Origin of the sequence: Mediterraneibacter sp. NSJ-151, assembly GCF_022487435.1 — a bacterium.
Taxonomy (GTDB): Bacteria; Bacillota; Clostridia; order Lachnospirales; family Lachnospiraceae; genus Schaedlerella; species Schaedlerella hominis.
On record NZ_JAKVPP010000003.1, the window covers coordinates 21,784 to 42,821 of the forward strand.

At 36.7% G+C, this 21,038-nt stretch carries 16 protein-coding genes; 12 read left to right on the top strand and 4 right to left on the bottom strand.

The genetic code is table 11. The features are described 5' to 3' along the window. The first annotated feature begins 12 nt into the window (after positions 1 to 12). Positions 13 to 1,683, top strand: a complete 1,671-nt coding sequence (locus LQE94_RS03520; RefSeq protein WP_240577028.1) for a nucleoside kinase — start codon at positions 13 to 15, stop codon at positions 1,681 to 1,683. 75 nt (positions 1,684 to 1,758) lie between these two features. Here the strand turns inward: LQE94_RS03520 and aroC are convergent, their stop codons facing one another. Then, the gene (gene aroC, locus LQE94_RS03525; protein WP_240577029.1) at positions 1,759 to 2,859 is read right to left on the bottom strand and encodes a chorismate synthase; all 1,101 of its coding nucleotides are present in this window, start codon (positions 2,857 to 2,859) and stop codon (positions 1,759 to 1,761) included. Positions 2,860 to 3,069: 210 nt separating this feature from the next. On the opposite strand from aroC, the gene LQE94_RS03530 reads away from it, so the two are divergent. The 11 genes from LQE94_RS03530 (at position 3,070) to LQE94_RS03580 (ending at position 17,024) form a co-directional block, all read left to right on the top strand. Next, complete coding sequence (locus LQE94_RS03530) at positions 3,070 to 4,806, top strand: L,D-transpeptidase family protein (protein WP_240577030.1); 1,737 nt, start codon at positions 3,070 to 3,072, stop codon at positions 4,804 to 4,806. 117 nt (positions 4,807 to 4,923) lie between these two features. Then, entirely contained in the window at positions 4,924 to 6,057 is a 1,134-nt protein-coding gene (gene tgt / locus LQE94_RS03535; RefSeq protein WP_022075113.1) for a tRNA guanosine(34) transglycosylase Tgt, read from the top strand. A 108-nt stretch (positions 6,058 to 6,165) separates the two neighbouring features. Continuing rightward, the gene (gene yajC / locus LQE94_RS03540) at positions 6,166 to 6,450 is read left to right on the top strand and encodes a preprotein translocase subunit YajC (RefSeq protein WP_022075114.1); all 285 of its coding nucleotides are present in this window, start codon (positions 6,166 to 6,168) and stop codon (positions 6,448 to 6,450) included. Positions 6,451 to 6,678: 228 nt separating this feature from the next. Further along, on the top strand, positions 6,679 to 7,767 hold the full coding sequence (leuB, locus tag LQE94_RS03545) for a 3-isopropylmalate dehydrogenase (protein WP_022075115.1): 1,089 nt from the start codon (positions 6,679 to 6,681) through the stop codon (positions 7,765 to 7,767). A 32-nt stretch (positions 7,768 to 7,799) separates the two neighbouring features. Next, on the top strand, positions 7,800 to 9,473 hold the full coding sequence (ilvD, locus tag LQE94_RS03550; RefSeq protein ID WP_022075116.1) for a dihydroxy-acid dehydratase: 1,674 nt from the start codon (positions 7,800 to 7,802) through the stop codon (positions 9,471 to 9,473). 13 nt (positions 9,474 to 9,486) lie between these two features. Continuing rightward, positions 9,487 to 11,160 (top strand): biosynthetic-type acetolactate synthase large subunit, encoded by a 1,674-nt coding sequence (gene ilvB, locus LQE94_RS03555; protein WP_118723692.1) that lies wholly within the window; start codon positions 9,487 to 9,489, stop codon positions 11,158 to 11,160. Between the two features lie 30 nt (positions 11,161 to 11,190). Next, the gene (gene serC / locus LQE94_RS03560) at positions 11,191 to 12,273 is read left to right on the top strand and encodes a 3-phosphoserine/phosphohydroxythreonine transaminase (protein WP_240577031.1); all 1,083 of its coding nucleotides are present in this window, start codon (positions 11,191 to 11,193) and stop codon (positions 12,271 to 12,273) included. 1 nt (position 12,274) lies between these two features. Continuing rightward, a complete protein-coding gene (locus LQE94_RS03565) occupies positions 12,275 to 13,441 on the top strand; it encodes a phosphoglycerate dehydrogenase (protein ID WP_240577032.1) in 1,167 nt (388 codons plus the stop codon). A gap of 254 nt (positions 13,442 to 13,695) precedes the next feature. After that, positions 13,696 to 15,084: a 2-isopropylmalate synthase gene (locus tag LQE94_RS03570; protein WP_118723690.1), complete on the top strand. Its 1,389-nt coding sequence runs from the start codon at positions 13,696 to 13,698 to the stop codon at positions 15,082 to 15,084. 21 nt (positions 15,085 to 15,105) lie between these two features. Further along, positions 15,106 to 15,774: a GntR family transcriptional regulator gene (locus LQE94_RS03575; protein ID WP_240577033.1), complete on the top strand. Its 669-nt coding sequence runs from the start codon at positions 15,106 to 15,108 to the stop codon at positions 15,772 to 15,774. A gap of 53 nt (positions 15,775 to 15,827) precedes the next feature. Next, complete coding sequence (locus LQE94_RS03580) at positions 15,828 to 17,024, top strand: NADP-dependent isocitrate dehydrogenase (RefSeq protein ID WP_118723689.1); 1,197 nt, start codon at positions 15,828 to 15,830, stop codon at positions 17,022 to 17,024. Between the two features lie 103 nt (positions 17,025 to 17,127). Here the strand turns inward: LQE94_RS03580 and LQE94_RS03585 are convergent, their stop codons facing one another. From LQE94_RS03585 to abc-f, 3 genes are all read right to left on the bottom strand, one after another. Next, entirely contained in the window at positions 17,128 to 18,021 is an 894-nt protein-coding gene (locus LQE94_RS03585; RefSeq protein ID WP_330638870.1) for an IS3 family transposase, read from the bottom strand. After that, a complete protein-coding gene (locus tag LQE94_RS03590) occupies positions 18,021 to 18,707 on the bottom strand; it encodes a helix-turn-helix domain-containing protein (protein WP_240577034.1) in 687 nt (228 codons plus the stop codon). The genes LQE94_RS03585 and LQE94_RS03590 overlap by 1 nt, the downstream gene beginning before the upstream one ends. A gap of 218 nt (positions 18,708 to 18,925) precedes the next feature. Next, a complete protein-coding gene (gene abc-f, locus LQE94_RS03595; protein ID WP_240577035.1) occupies positions 18,926 to 20,875 on the bottom strand; it encodes a ribosomal protection-like ABC-F family protein in 1,950 nt (649 codons plus the stop codon). Positions 20,876 to 21,038 lie beyond the last annotated feature (163 nt).

Sequence of the window (21,038 nt, forward strand, 5' to 3'; positions counted from 1 at the left end):
GGTGAGTGCAAGATGGAAGAAAGAATGTGTAAAGTAACAGTTGATGATAAAATTGTTGAATACAAGGAAGGCACAAAATATCAGACAATAGCACGGGATTTTCAAAAGTATTATGACCATCAAATTGTACTGGCTGTTATAGAAGATAATCGCTTGCAAGAGTTGAGTAAAGAAGTGGAGGGAGACATAAAACTAAGCTTTATTACAACTGCAGATAAAGCCGGGTTTGAAACTTATAGACGAAGCATGTGTCTTCTACTTGTAAAAGCGGTTCATGATATAGGCGGACATGATAAGGTTGAGCGTGTTCGAATACATTTTTCTGTAAGTAAAGGATATTATTGTACAGTAGATGGTGAAATTACGGTTAATGCTGAGTTTTTAAGTCGTGTTGATGCTCGAATGCGTGAGATGGCAGAGCAGAAGATTCAAATAGAAAAGAAGTCGATACCGACTTCAAAAGCGATAGAACTGTTTCATAAACATAAAATGTATGATAAGGAACAGTTGTTTGAATATCGTAGAGTATCTACAGTGAATATCTATAGTATTAATGAGTTTGAAGATTATTATTATGGATATATGGTACCAGATACAGGATATTTAAGAAATTTTTCACTTCATTTATATGGAAAAGGCTTTGTGATTCAATTTCCAACCATGAGTGACCCTATATGTGTCCCTGAATTTGAACCTCGTGAAAAGTTATTTAAAGTTCAGAATGAGTCTATTGAATGGGGAGATTTACAGGGAATCGATACAGTTGGGGCTTTAAATGATATGATTACAAAGCATGATATGCGTGAAATCGTACTTGTTCAGGAAGCTTATCAGGAACGTAAAATCGGAGAAATCGCAGAGCAGATTGCAGAACATCCAGAAATAAAGTTTGTGCTGATCGCAGGTCCATCGTCTTCTGGAAAGACGACATTTTCCCATCGTCTGTCCATTCAACTTAAAGTGAACGGACTTACACCGCATCCGATTGCAGTTGACAATTATTTTGTAAATCGTGAAAATACTCCAAAAGATAAAGATGGTAATTATAATTTTGAATGCTTAGAAGCAATTGATGTAAAAAAGTTTAATGAAGATATGACAGCACTTTTAAATGGAGAAAAAGTATATCTTCCAATTTTTGATTTTAAGACAGGAATGCGTAACTATTCAACAATACCGAAACAATTAGGTGAGAATGATATTTTAGTAATAGAAGGAATCCACTGTCTAAATCCAAAATTAACAGAAAATCTGAATAATAACAATAAATTTAAAATTTATATTAGTGCACTTACACAGTTGAATATAGATGAACACAATCGTATTCCATCAACAGATGGAAGATTAATACGTCGTATTGTAAGAGATGCTGAAACACGTGGAACATCGGCCACCAAAACAATTGCAATGTGGAATTCAGTCAGAAAAGGAGAAGAGGAAAATATTTTCCCATTTCAGGAAGAAGCAGATGTGATGTTCAATTCGTCCCTTGTGTATGAATTAGCCGTGCTTAAGCAATATGTAGAACCATTATTGTTTGGAGTTGATAAACATGCTCCTGAATATATTGAAGCGAAAAGATTATTAAAGTTTTTCGATTATTTTATAGGAATAAGCAATGAAAATGTTCCGACGAATTCATTGTTGAGAGAATTTATCGGCGGCGGTTGTTTCCGCGTATAAATCAAAAAACGAGTCTAAGTAATTTTTTTATTGAGAAAATTACCTGGACTCGTTTTTGGTATTAAATATAGTTGTTTAGCAATCGTAAAATTTTTTGATTCCATCCAGGCGGCTATGCATGTTTTGCAAAAGTAAATCTGCAATTGTTATAGCAGCCATGGATTCTACTACAACGACAGCTCGAGGAACAATGATTGGGTCATGTCTTCCTTTGATAACTAATTCGGTATTTTTCTTGTCCTCGGTGATCGTCTGTTGCGGTTGTGCAATAGAAGGAGTAGGTTTTATAGCAGTGCGGAAAATTAAAGTATCCCCATCACTCATACCGCCTAATACACCACCAGAATGATTGGTTTTTTTATGGATTTCGTTATCTTTCACATAAAAAGCATCATTATTTATGCTTCCATTTAATTCTGCAACATGAAACCCGTCTCCAATTTCAAAAGCCTTTACGGCACCAATAGAGAATACTGCTTGTGCAAGGCAGGAATCCAGTTTATCAAAAACAGGTTCGCCGATTCCAACAGGAAGTCCCTCAACGCGACATTCAATAATACCACCGGCAGAATCTGAATTTTCAAGCATCTTATCAAGATATTCAGAGGCGTGTTTGGCAATCTCATTATTAGGCATATATAATTTGTTTTCATTAATTTCATTGTAATGATAGTCTGATTCATCAACACAGATAGGACCGATAGATTTTGCATAAGTGCAAATATGTATACCAAGTTCATCTAGTAAGGCAGATGCTACAGCACCGGCAGCAACACGGCCAATAGTCTCTCTTCCGGAAGAACGTCCTCCACCGCGATAATCACGAAAGCCATATTTCTGTGTGAATGTATAATCAGCGTGTCCAGGGCGATATACAGATGCAATATTACTGTAATCACGAGAACGCTGGTCTTGATTACGTACCATTAAAGAAATCGGCGTCCCGGTTGTATATCCTTCAAATATGCCTGACAATATTTCGACCTGGTCTGTTTCCTGTCTCATAGTTGTGTATTTGCTTTGTCCTGGTTTTCTGAGATTTAGAAAAGCCTGTATATCAGATTCTTGAAGTTTCAGTCCGGCAGGGCATCCATCGATTACAACACCGATTGCTGCACCATGAGATTCACCCCAGGTAGAAACTTGAAATAAACGTCCATATATTGAGCCACTCATATAAAATTTCCTCCTTATGTTTGTGTAATATTTCATTAAAAAACATATAGCTTATTATATAAGAAGAAAAATGAACATGCAATTACTAATTGGGGTGAAATTTTTAAGAAAATTTGAATTTTGATAAAACCTTAAGATTTTACTGTACAATTGCAGAAATTCATAATATAATTGAGCCTAGATGTTGATTTATAAAAGGGGAGATACAACATGAAACAAAGAAAGATAACTAAAGGTAATAAAGAAAAGCAAATCAACAATACTGATTTTAAAGAAACAGATAAATTCCTAGAAGCTGAGGATGATACATTTGAAGAAGTAGACGAGGACTTGGGAACTGAGGATGATGCATTTGAAGAGGTTGATGAAAGTGCAGAAATCGAAGAGAATGATTTTACAGAAGCAGATGCTCAGGATGAAGAAGTTCCTGAAGGGGTAGACAATATAGAGGAATATGATGAATCAGAAAATGAAGATTTGTTTACATCTCAAGATGATTTCACAAGTGAGATTATAAATTTGGATGATAAGACAGATAAGAAAAAAAATAAAAAAGGGAAAAAAGTATTGTGGATAACACTGGGATCAATAGCAGGTGTGATTGCAATTGTTTATTTAGGAATATCGTTTTTCTTTATGTCGCATTATTATATAAATACAGAGATTAACGGTCATGATTTTTCTATGAAAACAGCAACAGATGTTGAAAAATATATGAAAGATCAAGTGAAAAATTACAGTTTAACCGTGCTGGAGATGGAACAGGCAGTAGATATTATTGATGGAGATACGATTGATCTGGAGTATAAAGCATCCGATGAAGCCGAAGCTGCAATTAAAGACCAGAATGCTTTTTTATGGCCAGCAGGTATTTTTTCTAAGAAATCTTGTCATATTAAACTGGAGGTTTCGTATGATGAAAGTAAATTGCAACAAGAGATTCAAAATCTGCAAACAGTGACGAGAGAACAAATAGAACCTAAATCAGCATATCCTAAATTTGATGGAAACCAATTTGTAATTGAGCCGGAAGTAAAAGGTACTGCAGTAGACCAGGACGTATTGAATGAAAAGATCAATCAATATATTACAGAGTTTAAATCAGAGCTTGATATGGAAAAAGAAGGGTGCTATAAGAAACCTGTTTATACTTCTGATTCAAAAGAGGTAAAAGCTGCTTGTGATGAGATGAATAAGTACTTACAGGCAAGTATTACATATACAATGACAGAGAATGTAGTTGTTGATAAATCTGTTATTAATAGCTGGGTAACAGTAGATGATAATATGAAGGTTTCTTTTAATGAGAATGCAGTCAGAGACTGGTTAACAGCATTTGGAGATAAGTATGATACCGTGGGAACTACCAGAACAATTACGACGCCTACAGGAAAAACAGTAGAAGTTTCTGGTGGAACATATGGCTGGTCAATTGATGAAGATACTGAATTTACAGCATTGACAAACAGTATTAAGAATGGAGAAGTTGTTACAAAAGAGCCGGCATATTATCAGACAGCAGCATCACATAGTGCACAAGACTGGGGTGATACCTATGCAGAAGTAGATATTTCAGCACAGCATATGTGGTATATTTCAGGGGGCTCTGTTGTGCTGGAGACCGATGTCGTTACCGGGGTGCCGATTCCGGAAAAAGAAACAACCTTGGGAGTATACGATATTTTGGAGAAATCCTTAAATAAAACCCTGGTCGGAGAAGATAATCCGGTTACCGGAAAACCAATTTATGAGACACCGGTATCATATTGGATGCGTGTTACATGGAGCGGTATTGGTTTTCATGATGCGATATGGCAGCCTGCTTTTGGAGGAACACTCTATCGAGATGGATTAGGTTCACACGGATGTATTAACATGCCACTTGATAAGGCAGCAGCATTATATAATGTAATATCAGTGGGGACTCCGGTAATTGTTCATAATTAGAGAACTTATACATTTAAAGTTGTATTACACGTTCGACTTGAATTGGAATTATATAAGAAAAAGCAAAATAGGACAGCTTCTTTGAAAACAGCTGTCCTATTATAGAAAGAGGAAATTATGTACGAGCTATTAAAAAAAGATGGGAAAGCAAAACGTGGTCGTTTTCATACAGTGCATGGAACAATCGAAACACCCGTATTTATGAATGTTGGAACAGCAGCAGCAATTAAAGGTGCAGTTTCTACAGATGATTTACGTCAGATAAAAACACAAGTAGAGTTATCTAATACATATCATCTGCATGTACGTCCGGGAGATGAAGTTGTAAAGAAATTAGGTGGTTTACATCAGTTTATGAACTGGGACAAACCGATTTTGACAGATTCGGGCGGATTTCAAGTGTTTTCTCTGGCTGATTTAAGAAAGATTAAAGAAGAGGGTGTGCATTTTCATTCTCATATCGACGGACGTAAAATTTTCATGGGACCTGAGCAGAGTATGCAGATCCAGTCAAATCTTGCATCTACTATAGCAATGGCGTTTGACGAGTGTCCATCGAGTGTTGCAGATCGTAGATATATGGAAAATTCGGTTGCACGTACAACACGCTGGTTGAAACGATGCAAGGATGAAATGGAGAGGTTAAATTCATTGCCGGATACAATCAATAAGCAACAGTTACTGTTTGGGATAAACCAAGGCGGAGTATACGAAGATATTCGAGTTGAACACGCAAAACAGATTTCAAAACTGGATTTACCGGGATATGCGGTAGGCGGTCTGGCAGTGGGTGAAAGCCACGAAGAAATGTATCGCATTTTAGATGCAGTTGTTCCGGTATTGCCTGAAAATAAACCAACATATTTGATGGGAGTTGGAACACCGGCTAATATATTAGAAGCAGTTGACAGGGGTGTTGATTTCTTTGACTGTGTATATCCAAGCCGTAATGGACGTCATGGGCATGTTTATACGAATCATGGCAAGTTGAATTTGTTTAATGCGAAATTTGAACTTGACAATCGTCCGATAGAAGAAGGTTGTCAGTGTCCGGCATGCAGAAGCTATAGCAGGGCATATATTCGTCATCTTTTGAAAGCAAAAGAAATGCTAGGTATGCGTCTTTGTGTATTACATAATTTGTATTTTTATAACACAATGATGGAAGAAATAAGAGATGCTATTGATGCAGGAGAGTATCAAGCATACAAAAAACGCAAATTAGACAATATGTCACAACCATTAGACTAAAAATATAAAAAATTATAAAAAGGCAAAGAAAAAACAAAAATTAACTTGAAGAATAGTTGATTTATGTGTATAGTAATAGTATTGCTTATTAATATAGGAGGATGTATCATGCAAGGAATTGGAATTATTTTAATTTATGTTGTAATTCTTGGCGCAATGTGGTTCTTACTTATGAGACCTCAGAAAAAAGAACAGAAGAGAGTTCAGGCAATGCTTTCAACAATGGAAGTAGGAGATACAGTTTTAACAACAAGTGGTTTTTATGGTGTTATTATTGATATCTCAGAAGAGGATGTGATCGTAGAATTCGGTAACAATAAAAACTGCCGTATTCCAATGCAGAAAGCTGCAATTGCACAGCTTGAGAAGCCAGGAACATCTACAGAAGCATAAGTTAAAGGGGTGAAAAGTTAAACTTTTCATCCTTTTTTGTTGCAGAAATTTATCGAATATTCACTTTTTATTGCTTCTTTTTTTATAATTATGCAACACTTTTACGAATTAAAGGGTTGAAACGAAAGCAAAAATACGTTATTATAAGTACATTCGAGCAATTAAATGTAGAATATATAATCTGTGACAAACGGATAAACCATTTTATTTATGGAAGGGTGAAACATTATGAAACTGAAAATTGGTGTGATTAAAGGAGACGGTATCGGGCCGGAAGTTGTAAATGAAGCAATGAAAGTGTTAGATAAAGTCGGTGTTGTATACGGACATGAATTTGACTATACACAACTTTTAATGGGAGGAGCATCGATTGACACATACGGAGTTCCATTGACGGATGAGACAATTGAACTTGCAAAGAATAGTGATGCAGTATTACTTGGATCTATAGGCGGAGATGCTAAGACGTCACCTTGGTATAAACTAGAACCATCTAAAAGACCGGAAGCGGGGTTGCTGAAGATTAGAAAAGCATTGAATCTGTTTGCAAATTTAAGACCGGCGGTGTTATATGACGAATTAAAAGGAGCCTGTCCTTTAAAAGAAGAAATTACAGAGGGCGGCTTTGATATGATGATCATGCGTGAGCTGACTGGTGGTTTGTATTTTGGAGAACGTTCGACGGAAGAGAAAAATGGTGTTTTAACAGCGACAGATTCTCTGACATATACAGAAGATGAAATCCGACGTATTGCAAAGCGTGGTTTTGACATTGCGATGAAACGTCGTAAAAAAGTTACGAGTGTAGATAAGGCAAATGTGTTGGATTCATCCAGATTGTGGCGCAAAGTTGTAGAAGAAGTTGCAAAAGACTATCCGGAAGTAACTTTAGAACACATGCTTGTAGATAATTGTGCGATGCAGCTTGTGAAAAACCCACGCCAGTTTGATGTTATTTTAACAGAGAATATGTTTGGAGATATTCTTTCAGATGAAGCGAGTATGGTGACTGGTTCCATCGGAATGCTTGCCTCAGCAAGTCTGAATGAAACAAAATTTGGAATGTATGAACCAAGCGGCGGATCAGCACCGGATATTGCAGGGAAAGGAATTGCCAATCCAATCGCAACGATTCTTTCAGCAGCAATGATGCTTCGTTTTTCATTTGACCTGGATCAGGAAGCGGATGCTATTGAAAATGCTGTAGAGAACGTATTGAAAGACGGATATCGTACAATAGATATTATGTCAGAAGGAAAAGTACAGATTGGAACAGCAGAAATGGGAAATAAAATCTGTTCATATATTACAAAATAGATAAAAGTCATAAAAAGAGAGGATGAATTGTCATGAGAAGTGATACAGTAACAAAAGGTATGCAGCAGGCACCACATCGTTCTTTGTTTAACGCACTTGGATTAACGAAGGAAGAATTAGAACGACCATTGATTGGAGTTGTAAGTTCTTATAATGAGATTGTTCCGGGACATATGAATCTGGATAAGATTACAGAAGCCGTAAAATTAGGAGTTGCAATGGCTGGCGGTACGCCAATTATGGTTCCTGCAATTGCAGTGTGCGACGGAATTGCTATGGGACATATTGGTATGAAATATTCTCTGGTAACAAGAGATTTGATAGCAGATTCGACAGAAGCACTTGCAATGGCACACCAGTTTGACGGTTTGGTTATGATTCCAAACTGTGATAAAAACGTGCCGGGATTACTTATGGCAGCTGCAAGAGTAAATATTCCTACTATTTTTGTAAGTGGAGGACCAATGCTCGCAGGTCATGTAAAGGGCGAAAAAAGAAGTTTGTCAAGTATGTTCGAAGCAGTCGGTTCTTATGCAGCAGGTAAGATGACAGAAGAAGATGTCTGTGAATTTGAAAATAAAGTTTGTCCGACATGCGGATCATGTTCAGGAATGTATACAGCAAACAGTATGAACTGTCTAACAGAAGTTCTTGGTATGGGACTTCCTGGAAATGGAACAATCCCAGCGGTTTATTCTGCAAGAATTCAGCTTGCAAAACATGCAGGAATGCAAGTAATGGAGCTTGTGAGAAATAATATTCGACCAAGAGATATTATGACAGAGGATGCAATTTTGAATGCATTGACAGTAGATATGGCGTTGGGCTGCTCTACAAATAGTATGCTTCATATTCCTGCAATCGCGCATGAGATTGGAATGGATTTTGAGATTGATTTTGCAAATGGAATCAGCGAGAAAACACCAAATCTTTGTCATCTTGCACCGGCAGGTCCGACATATATGGAAGACTTGAATGAAGCAGGCGGTGTTCCTGCTGTGATGAATGAATTAAATAAAAAAGGACTTCTTCATACAGATTGTTTAACAGTCACAGGAAAAACGGTTGGAGAGAATATTGCCGGAGCAGTAAATAGAAATCCGGAAGTTATACGCCCGATTGATAATCCATATACTCCAACAGGAGGTTTAGCAGTTTTAAAAGGCAATCTTGCGCCGGATGGAAGTGTTGTGAAACGTTCAGCCGTTGTTGATGAAATGTTGGTACATGAGGGGCCGGCAAGAGTATTTGATTGTGAAGATGATGCTATCGCAGCAATCAAAGGAGGTAAAATTAAAGCTGGGGATGTTGTTGTGATTCGCTATGAAGGACCAAAGGGCGGTCCGGGAATGCGTGAAATGTTGAACCCTACATCTGCAATTGCAGGAATGGGGTTGGGTTCCTCAGTAGCACTGATCACAGATGGTCGTTTCAGTGGTGCTTCCAGAGGTGCTTCTATCGGACATGTTTCTCCGGAAGCAGCAGTTGGCGGACCAATAGCGTTGGTAGAAGAAGGAGATATTATCAAAATCAATATCCCAGAGCTTTCTATTCAGCTTGATGTATCGGAAGAAGAACTTGCTGAAAGAAAATCAAAATGGGTTCCAAGAGAACCAAAAGTGAAAACAGGTTATCTTGCAAGGTATGCATCTATGGTTACATCTGGAAACCGAGGAGCAATTTTGGAAGTGCCAAAAAACAATTAGGAGGTGCCTTAGGGTGCAGTTGACAGGATCAGAAATAGTAATTGAATGTTTAAAAGAACAAGGCGTAGACACTGTATTTGGTTATCCGGGGGGAGCAATTCTTAATGTGTATGATGCATTATATAAACATCGTTCAGAAATACGTCATATCTTAACATCGCATGAACAAGGTGCTTCGCATGCAGCAGATGGATATGCAAGAGCTACGGGGAAAGTCGGAGTGTGTCTGGCTACCAGCGGACCTGGGGCTACCAATCTGGTAACAGGAATCGCAACTGCTTATATGGATTCCGTGCCATTAGTGGCTATTACATGTAATGTAGGAGTATCGTTGCTTGGTAAGGACAGTTTTCAGGAAATAGACATTACTGGTATTACAATGCCGATTACAAAGCATAATTATATTGTAAAAGATGTAAATGATTTGGCAGACACCATTCGTAAAGCTTTTGATATTGCAAGAAGTGGCAGACCGGGACCAGTGTTGATTGATATTCCAAAAGATGTTACGGCAGAGAAAGCAGAATACATAAAAACAGAGCCTATAATGACTAAAAAATCCAATGTAGAAATTAAAGAAGAAGATATCGATTTGGCAGTTTCAATGATAGAAAAGTCTGAAAAACCATTTATTTTTGTAGGTGGCGGAACAGTGATCTCTAATGCTAACCAAGAATTGATGCAATTTGTAAATTTGGTGGATGCACCGGTTACAGATTCATTAATGGGAAAAGGAGCGTTTCCAGGAACTGATGAACGTTATACAGGAATGCTTGGAATGCATGGAACAAAAGCATCAAATTACGGTGTGAGTGAATGCGATTTATTGGTTGTAATCGGGGCCCGTTTTTCAGATCGTGTGACAGGAAACACGGCAAAATTTGCAAAAAATGCAAAAATTCTTCAGATTGATATCGATCCTGCGGAGATGAATAAAAATGTATTGATTACAGCAGGAGTTGTAGGAGATATTGCAGAAGTATTAAGTAAAATAAATAGCAAATTAAAACAGCAATCCCATACGGAGTGGATTGAAAAAATCAAAGATTATAAGCAAAAGTATCCGTTAAAATATCATGAAGCCGGACTGACAGGACCATTTATAATAGAAGAAATTTATCGCCAGACAAATGGGGAGGCAATCATTACAACAGAAGTAGGACAGCATCAGATGTGGGCAGCCCAGTATTATAAATACAGCGAGCCTAGAACGCTTCTTACATCAGGTGGCTTAGGAACAATGGGATATGGTCTTGGCGCGTCATTAGGAGCCAAGGTGGGATGTCCAGACAAGACTGTTATAAATATTGCCGGGGATGGATGTTTTCGTATGAACATGAATGAAATTGCTACAGCAGTAAGACATCAGATCCCAATTATTGAGGTAGTTATTAATAATCATGTTTTGGGTATGGTTCGTCAGTGGCAGAATTTATTTTATGAAGAGCGTTACTCGGCAACAGTGTTAAATGATAGCGTTGACTTTGTAAAATTAGCAGAAGCGATGGGCGCAAAAGGAATTTGTGCAACATCAAGAGAAGAATTCAAATCAGCTTTTGAAGAGGCATTAAAAGCAAATGTACCAGTATTGATTGATTGTCAGATTGACTGTGATGATAAGGTATGGCCGATGGTTGCACCAGGAAAAGCAATCAGTGATGTATTTGACGAAGATGATATGAAATAGAAATGAAAGCAGAAATAGGAGGAACAAAAAATGAGCAGAGTGTATAACTTTTCAGCCGGACCGGCTGTGCTTCCAGAGGAAGTGCTTCAGGCAGCAGCAGATGAAATGATGGATTACAAGGAAACAGGAATGTCCGTTATGGAGATGAGCCATCGCTCGAAACCATTTGAAGAAATCATTACAGAAGCAGAAGCAGACCTGCGAGATTTGATGGGGATTCCGGATAATTATAAAGTGTTATTCCTGCAGGGTGGAGCTTCACAGCAATTTGCTGCAATTCCAATGAATCTGATGAAAAATGGTGTGGCAGATTACATCATTACAGGACAATGGGCAAAAAAAGCAGCACAGGAAGCAGAAAAATATGGAAAGGTAAACAGAATTGCTTCATCTGAGGATAAAGTATTTTCTTATATACCGGATTGCTCGGATCTTCCAATTGATGATAATGCGGATTATGTATATATCTGTGAAAATAATACAATCTATGGAACAAAGTATAAGGAGCTTCCAAATACAAAAGGAAAGATTTTAGTAGCGGATGTTTCTTCTTGCTTTTTGTCTGAACCTGTTGATGTGACAAAATATGGTGTTATTTATGGTGGAGTTCAGAAAAATATCGGACCGGCCGGAACAGTTATCGTTATTATTCGTGAAGACCTGATTCGTGACGATGTACTTCCGGGTACACCTACAATGTTGAAATACAAAACACAGGCAGATGCAAAATCTTTGTATAATACACCGCCGGCATATGGCATTTATATTTGTGGTAAAGTATTCAAATGGCTCAAGAAAATGGGTGGACTTGAAGCAATGAAAGAAAGAAATGAAAAGAAAGCAAAATTACTTTATGATTTTCTGGATCAGAGTCAGTTATTTAAGGGAACAGTTGTTAAAGAAGACCGCTCCTTGATGAATGTTCCTTTTGTAACAGGAAATGAAGAATTAGATGCCAAATTTGTAAAAGAAGCAAAAGCAGCTGGACTTGAAAACCTGAAAGGACATAGAACAGTTGGTGGTATGCGTGCCAGCATTTATAATGCAATGCCATATGAAGGTGTTGAAGCACTCGTTGCATTTATGAAAAAATTTGAGGAGGAGAACTTATAAGATGTATAATTATCATTGCTTAAATCCAATCGCACAGATTGGTTTGGATATTTTCAATGAAGCTTATCAGAAAACAGATGCAGTTGATAATGCGGATGCAATTTTAGTCCGTAGCGCAGCAATGCATGATATGGAGTTTTCAACATCCTTAAAAGCTATTGCACGTGCAGGTGCTGGAGTGAATAATATTCCATTAGATAAGTGTGCAGAAAAAGGTATTGTTGTTTTCAATACACCAGGTGCAAACGCAAATGGTGTAAAAGAGCTTGTGATTGCAGGTATGTTGCTTGCATCCAGAGATGTTATCGGTGGAATTGACTGGGTAAAAGAACATGAAGCAGATGCGGATTTAGCAAAAGCAGCTGAAAAGGCAAAAAAAGCATTTGCAGGAACAGAGATACAGGGTAAGAAACTTGGTGTGATTGGTCTTGGAGCAATTGGGGTATTGGTTGCCAATGCAGCAGTACATCTTGGAATGGACGTGTATGGGTATGATCCATATGTTTCTGTAGATTCTGCATGGAAGCTTTCAAGAAATATTCATCATGCGAAGACAGTGGATGAAATATATAAAGAATGCGATTATATTACAATCCATGTTCCGGCTTTAGATAGCACAAAAGGGATGATTAATCGTGATGCTATTCAGTTGATGAAAGAAAATGTTGTTGTATTGAATTTTGCAAGAGATGTCCTGGTAGATACAGGAGCAATGATTGAAGCGTTGGAAGAAGGAAAAGTGAGACGTTATGTAACAGATTTTCCAATTCCGGAAATTGCAGGAGTAAAAGGAGCAATTGTAATTCCGCATCTTGGAGCATCTACAGAGGAATCAGAAGATAATTGTGCTGTTATGGCAGCAAAAGAATTGCGTGATTATCTGGAAAATGGAAATATTACTCATTCTGTAAATTATCCAGATTGTAATATGGGAACAAAAGAAGAGAGTGGAAACCGCATTACTATTCTTCATAAAAATATTCCAAACATGTTAGGTCAGTTCACAGCATTACTTGCACAGGAAAATATGAATATTTCTCAGATGACTAACAAGAGTAGAAAAGAGTATGCATATGTTATGATTGATGTTGAAGCAGAAGTAACGCAGGAATTGGAAGAAAAATTGAATGCTATCGAAGGTGTTTTGAAGGTTAGAGTGATTAAATAATATCAACTTAATAAGAATAAAATTATAGGCAGAAGTATAACGGGGTACTTAGACGATGTTATACTTCTGCTTTTTTATGCATTAAAGTGTTGACAAATGTTGTATGGTTGTATACAATTATACAAGAATGTAAATATACAAGAATACTTGCATCGAAAAGTAAACACATTACGGCTCCATCAGAATACAACAAAAGTTGCGTCTTGATGAAACTGTAATGGCGTAAATGATTTATGAATTGGAGGAAAGCACAAATGGAAAATAGAAAAGTATTTATGAATAAGCAGACAAATCTTTTGGAACTAGAAGAACATATGTATCCGCTCGTGGATGTGGAAACACCAAATGTATTCCGCAATTTATTTCATTATGATGAGATTCCTAAGATTGCATTTAATGATCGTATTGTTCCTCATCATATGCCGGAAGAAATCTGGATTACAGATACTACATTTCGTGACGGACAGCAATCGAGGGCTCCTTATACAACAGAACAGATTGTAACAATTTATGATTATTTTCATCGTTTAGGTGGACCGCAGGGAAAGATTCGTCAAAGTGAATTTTTCCTTTACAGTAAAAAAGACCGTGATGCAGTTTACAAATGTCTTGAAAAAGGATATAAATTTCCAGAAGTTACAAGTTGGATCCGTGCAAGCAAAAAAGATTTTCAATTGGTTAAAGATATCGGCTTGAAAGAAACAGGAATTTTGGTAAGTTGTTCAGATTATCATATTTTTTATAAATTAAAAATGACACGACGTGAAGCAATGGAACATTATTTATCAGTTGTGCGTGAATGTATGGAAACAGGAGTGCGTCCGAGATGTCATTTGGAAGATATTACAAGATCTGACATTTATGGTTTTGTTATTCCTTTCTGTTTAGAATTGATGAAACTGATGGAAGAATATCAGATTCCGGTTAAAATTCGTGTGTGCGATACAATGGGATATGGAGTGAATTTCCCGGGTGCAGTAATCCCACGATCTATTCCAGGAATTATTTATGGATTGATGGTACATGCTGGTGTTCCAAGTGAGTTGATTGAGTTCCATGGACATAATGATTTTTATAAAGCAGTTAATAATTCAACTACAGCATGGCTTTACGGAGCATCAGGAGTAAACTGTTCCTTGTTTGGGATTGGAGAACGTACAGGAAACACCCCATTGGAAGCAATGGTCTTCGAATATGCACAATTACGCGGTACATTAGATGGTATGGATACAAGAGTGATAACAGAATTGGCTGATTACTATGAAAAAGAAATTGGGTATAAAGTTCCATCAAGAACACCGTTTGTAGGAAAGAACTTCAATGTAACAAGAGCCGGAATCCATGCAGATGGAATGTTGAAAAACGAAGAAATTTATAACATATTTGATACAGATAAATTTTTAGGAAGACCTGCGTTGGTTTCTGTATCAAATACTTCCGGAATAGCTGGGATTGCGTATTGGATCAATGCTTATTATAAATTGCCAAAAGAGAGACAGGTCGACAAAACATCTATGCTTGTAACAACATTAAAATCATGGGTTGACAAACAATATGAAGAAGGTCGAGTTACGGTCTTGACAGATGAGGAATTAGTTGACAAAATAGATAGTATATGTGAGGAATTACATATTACATTGTAACTTGGGAGGCAACAAATAAGAATGGAAGACTATCAGGATCATTCCTTAAGCAGTCGTGTATTCCAGAAGATCCGAGAAGATATTATAAAAGGAAAATATCAGGAGCATGATGAATTAAGAGAAAATACCATCGGCAAAGAACTTGGGGTTAGTCGTACACCGGTACGTGAAGCACTAAGACAATTAGAATTAGAAGGACTTGTTACGATTGTTCCAAACAAAGGTGCGTATGTGACAGGAATTTCAACGAAAGATGTAATGGATATTTATGCAATACGCTCTATGTTGGAAGGGTTGTGTGCACGTTGGGCAACAGAAAATATTACAGAAGAGCAATTGGATGAATTAGAAGAGATTGTATTACTTTCTGAATTTCATACAAAGAAAGAAGGAGGAAGTAATGCAGAGCAGGTGACCGTATTAGATGGAAGATTCCATACAGTGCTTTATGAGGCAAGCGGAAGCAGAATATTAAGTCGTACGATGATTGATTTTCACAAATTTGTACAGCGCGCCAGAAAGTCTTCAGTTATTTCTGAGGAACGTGCCAGAAAATCAATTCGAGAACATAAACAGATTTTACGTGCGATTAAAGATAAAGATACAGATTTAGCTGAGCAGTTGGCAAATGAACATATTATGCATGTGATTCAGAATTTAAAAAAACAAGGATATAACGAAACAGAATAGTGCTAGTTCAAAAATAAAATGTTTGAAAAAAGAAAACATAGGAGGACGAAAAAATGGCAAAAATCAAAATGGCAACACCTATTGTTGAAATGGATGGAGATGAAATGACAAGAATTCTCTGGAAGATGATCAAAGAGAATTTGTTGGAACCATTTATTGAACTGAATACAGAATATTATGATTTGGGTCTGGAACATAGAAATGAAACAAATGATCAGGTAACGATTGATTCGGCAATTGCTACAAAAAAATATAAGGTTGCTGTAAAATGTGCGACAATTACTCCGAACGCAGCTCGTATGGATGAATACGATCTTAAAGAAATGTGGAAGAGCCCAAATGGAACAATTCGTGCAATTTTGGATGGAACTGTTTTTCGTGCACCAATCGTTGTGAAAGGAATCGAACCTTGTGTAAAAAATTGGAAAAAACCAATCACAATTGCAAGACATGCATATGGAGATGTATATAAGGGATCTGAAATGAAAATTCCTGCTGCCGGAAAAGTAGAATTGGTTTATACAGCAGAAGACGGAACACAGACAAAAGAACTCGTACATGAGTTTGACGGACCGGGTATTGTACAGGGTATGCACAATATTAATTCCTCTATCGAAAGTTTTGCAAGAAGCTGTTTCAACTACGCATTAGATACAAAACAAGATTTATGGTTTGCGACAAAAGATACAATTTCTAAGAAATATGACCATACATTTAAAGATATTTTCCAGGAAATTTATGACGCTGAGTACGATGGAAAATTTAAAGAAGCTGGAATTGAGTATTTCTATACACTGATTGATGATGCAGTTGCACGCGTAATGAAATCAGAAGGTGGTTATATCTGGGCATGTAAGAACTATGATGGAGATGTTATGAGTGATATGGTTTCTTCTGCATTTGGTTCCCTTGCAATGATGACATCTGTACTTGTTTCTCCAGATGGATACTATGAATATGAAGCAGCTCATGGTACAGTACAGCGTCACTACTACAAACATCTGAAGGGTGAAGAGACATCTACAAACTCTGTAGCAACTATTTTTGCATGGACAGGAGCACTTAGAAAACGTGGTGAGATGGATGGAAATGCAGAATTAATGGAATTTGCAGATCGTCTTGACAAGGCAACAATTGATACAATTGAAGCAGGAGAGATGACAAAAGATCTTGCACTTATTACTACAATAGAAAATCCAACAGTTCTCAATAGTGAAGAATTTATTAAAGCAATTGCAAAAAGATTATAAATATATGAAAGACACCCAATCCAAGGTGGTATGCTCCCCGTCAAGAGGACAATAAAAAATAATAAATTTTTGTATCGCCAGCCATGCTATGGCTGGCGATATTTTATGCTGCTTTTGTATATTGCTCATGATATTTCATTGGTGTCATTACATGCAGTTTCCTTTGAAGTCGTTGGTTGTTGTAGTAATCTATGTAATTAGCTATCGCAGTAATCAAAGAGCTTCTGTCATTAAAACGCTGTTTATAATACATTTCTCGTTTTAGAATTCCCCAAAACCCTTCCATTGGTCCATTGTCAATACAGTGGGCAACTCTAGACATACTCTGCTTCATATGATGTTTTTTTAATCTAGTATAAAACTGTGCGCTTGTATATTGAAAGCCTCGATCAGAATGAACTAATGCGTGTGCATCTGGCTCCTGACGAACAGCCTCATCAAACGTGTCCATAACTAATGGATTATCATTATGATCGCTGATTTTAAAGGAAACAATCCTTCTATCATATAAATCTAAAATAGCACTCAAATAAACTTTATGAACTTCTATTCCGTTGTAGTATTTAAATTCAGAAACATCTGTAAGCCACTTTTCATTCGGTTTTTCGGCGTGAAATTCACGGTGTAAATAGTTTTTTGCTATGTGATCAGGATTTCTGTTTCCTCTGGTACAACTCTTAGGTTTCCATTTAATATTTGATTTTATATCGTATTTCCTACAAATACGAAGTACTCGTTTATCATTCACATGAATTCCTTTATGTCCATCTAATTCATCACGAATCCTTCGGTATCCCATATCTGGATGCTGGTTATGAATCCTTTGGATTTCAGTGGATAGTCTTTCGTTTCGAAGTTCATTATTACTTTTCGGATATTTTACCCAGCGGTAATACGCAGAACGTGTAACATTAAGATATTTACAAAGTCTATCTATGGGATAATGCTTAGTAGACGATAGCTTTTGGATGGCTTCATATTCGGCTAACCGATGAATTAAAGATAGCGACCCCTCCTTTCCAGTTCTCTGACTTTTTTTAACAGATCATTCTCCATTTGTAAGTCTAGATTTCTTCTTTCCAGTTCAGCTATCTTGTCACGTAGCTCTTCTTCAGGTGTTCTGCTTGGAAGAGAAGCTATACGACGTCCACGTCTGTCTTCCAGACCCGCTTGACCCATCTTTTCGTATCGTATTACCCAATTGCGAACTTGTTGATAGGAACAATCATATTTGAGTGCCATTGCACCATAATTCTTATCATTTGCAAGACAATCTGTTACTATTTTTAATCTCTCATCAAGTGTAGTGTTCTTTGCTTTTTTCATGTAAGCACCTCCAGTGGATGTTTTTAATATTCCACCAGAATTATACACCTTAATCCAATCGGAAAGCTGTCTGTGTGAACGAATTCCGTATTTTGTGCAAATATCCTGAAGAGATCCTTCTCCGTTAAGATAATCATTTATAGCAGATATTTTTAAATCTTTTGAATAAGATTTGTTTTTCGGTTGATTGAGTAATCCAGTTGGTCCATCATACTGATAAATAGAAATCCAATTTCGAATACTATGATGATCAACTCCCAATTCTTTTCCTGCTTGCCGTATGCCAATTTCTCCTACAAGGTAGCGTTCGACTATTTTTACTTTTTCTACTGGTTCTATCTTACTCTTTCTGAACATGAAAATACCCCCATATAGGACTTTTATATTTCATTGTCCTATATGAGGGTAGCATATCAAGGTGAGAGGGTGTCTTTTTTATATATTAGGAAAGTGCTTTCCTAATATATAAAAATCGCTCCGCTAAGGATGCGCACTGCGGCGTACAATGTAGGTGTCGCAAGCGACCGCCGCAGGCGCAAGAATATGCAAAGCACATTCTTTGTTCTGAAATATATCTATTCTTCGGCTAAATCAGCCCATTGTTCATAAAGGGTTTCTAATTCTTCTTCATTTGAAGATTTTTCAATAGCGAGTTCCTGACATTTTACAGAATTAGAATAAATATCTTCCTGTGTCATCAATTCATCAATTTCCTGATTTCGTGTTTCTAAAACAGCAATTCGTTCTTCTGTCTTTTTTAAATCATTTTTACGCTTTCGCTCACGAGCCTGTGCTTCTTTCTGCTCTTGCCAACTTAACTTTTGACCAAAAGGCTCCTGAGATTCAGAAAAAGTGTTTGGATTAGTAACTTTTGAATTGACAGAAGTTTCCGGAGAAACAGAAGCATATTTTGCAGTTAATTCCTCTTTTTTCTCAAGATAATAGTCATAGTTTCCAATGTAATTTACAAATGTCTGGTTTACCAATTCCAAAATACGTGAAGCAGTCTGATTAATAAAATAACGGTCATGAGAAACATATAAGATTGTTCCGGTATAATCGTTTAAGGCCTGCTCAAGAATTTCCTTTGAAGTGATATCCAAATGGTTTGTGGGCTCATCAAGAATCAAAAAGTTTGCTTCGGAGAGCATTAATTTTGCAAGCGAAACACGACCTTTTTCACCACCGCTTAAATCACGGATGAGTTTAAACACATCGTCTGCAGTAAACTGAAAAGCAGCTAAAGTGTTTCGAATCTGAGTATTTGTTAGTGATGGATAGTCGTCGGAAATTTCTTCAAAAATAGTCTTATTATCATGAAGTACGTGGTGCTCCTGATCATAGTATCCAATCTTTACCTTAGAACCTAAAGTAAAAGCACCTTCATCGGCATCTAATACCTGATTTAAAATTTTTAATAAAGTTGTTTTTCCGGTTCCGTTATCTCCGATGATTGCAACATGCTCACCACGTTTGATTTCAAATGAAATATCGGAAAACAGGGTTTGTGTCTCAAATCTTTTTGTTAAATGTTCAACTGTTAAAACATCATTACCACTGATACAAGATGGATTCAGCTCAAAATGCATTTCCTGTGTGGAATCCATCGGTTTGTCAATACGTTCTATTTTGTCAAGCATTTTTTCGCGGCTTTCAGCACGCTTGATAGATTTTTCTCGATTAAAAGATTTTAATTTTTCAATTACTGCCTCTTGGTGTTTGATTTCTCTTTGTTGATTTAAATATTCTTTCATTTGTGCATCGCGTAACTGACGTTTTTTTTCGGCGTAATCTTTATAATTACCATTATACATACGAAGATGCCCTTGATCTATTTCAACAACCTTAGTTACGACTCTGTTTAAGAAGAAACGGTCATGTGATACGATGAATACAGCTCCCGGGTAATTTAACAGATATGTTTCTAACCAGGATATAGAATTTAAGTCCAAATGGTTGGTCGGCTCATCCAATAATAGGATATCTGGTTTTGTTAACAGAAGTTTGCCTAAGGAAACACGCGTTTTTTGTCCACCTGATAGCGTGCTGGCTTCCTTTGAAAACTCATTTTCCTGAAAACCAAGTCCTTTTAACACCCCTATGATTTCACTTTCATATGCATATCCGTTCTTGGATTCAAATTCAGACATCAGACGGTTGTAAGTATTCAAGCGAGTCTGTAATTCATCACCGGATAAGCCTTTTAATTCGTGTTCAATCGTACGAATTTGTTCTTCAAGTCTTATAATGTCTGCTTTTGCAGTTTTTAATTCTTCGTAAATACTATTTCCACTGATTAGATTTTGCTGCTGTGCAAGATAACCAATTGTTTTCCCTTTTGTAAGAACAATATTCCCGCTGTCTGTTGGCTCTTCGCCAATGATCATTTTTAAAATTGTTGATTTTCCGGCACCATTCACACCGACAAAAGCAACCTTTTCTCTATCTTCAATATGGAAAGAACCATCTTTTACAATGATGCGTTCTCCGAAAGATTTATTTAGATTATGACATGCAAGTATCATATATACATCCTCCTATATTTAAGCATATCGTATTTATTATATCGAAATACAGATAAAATACAACTAAAGAATTTAGATTTCACAAAAAAATTCAGATAAAATAGTGTGAAAACCGACGAAATATAAAAAAATTTTAGATAAAATACAAAAAAAGTATGTCAAA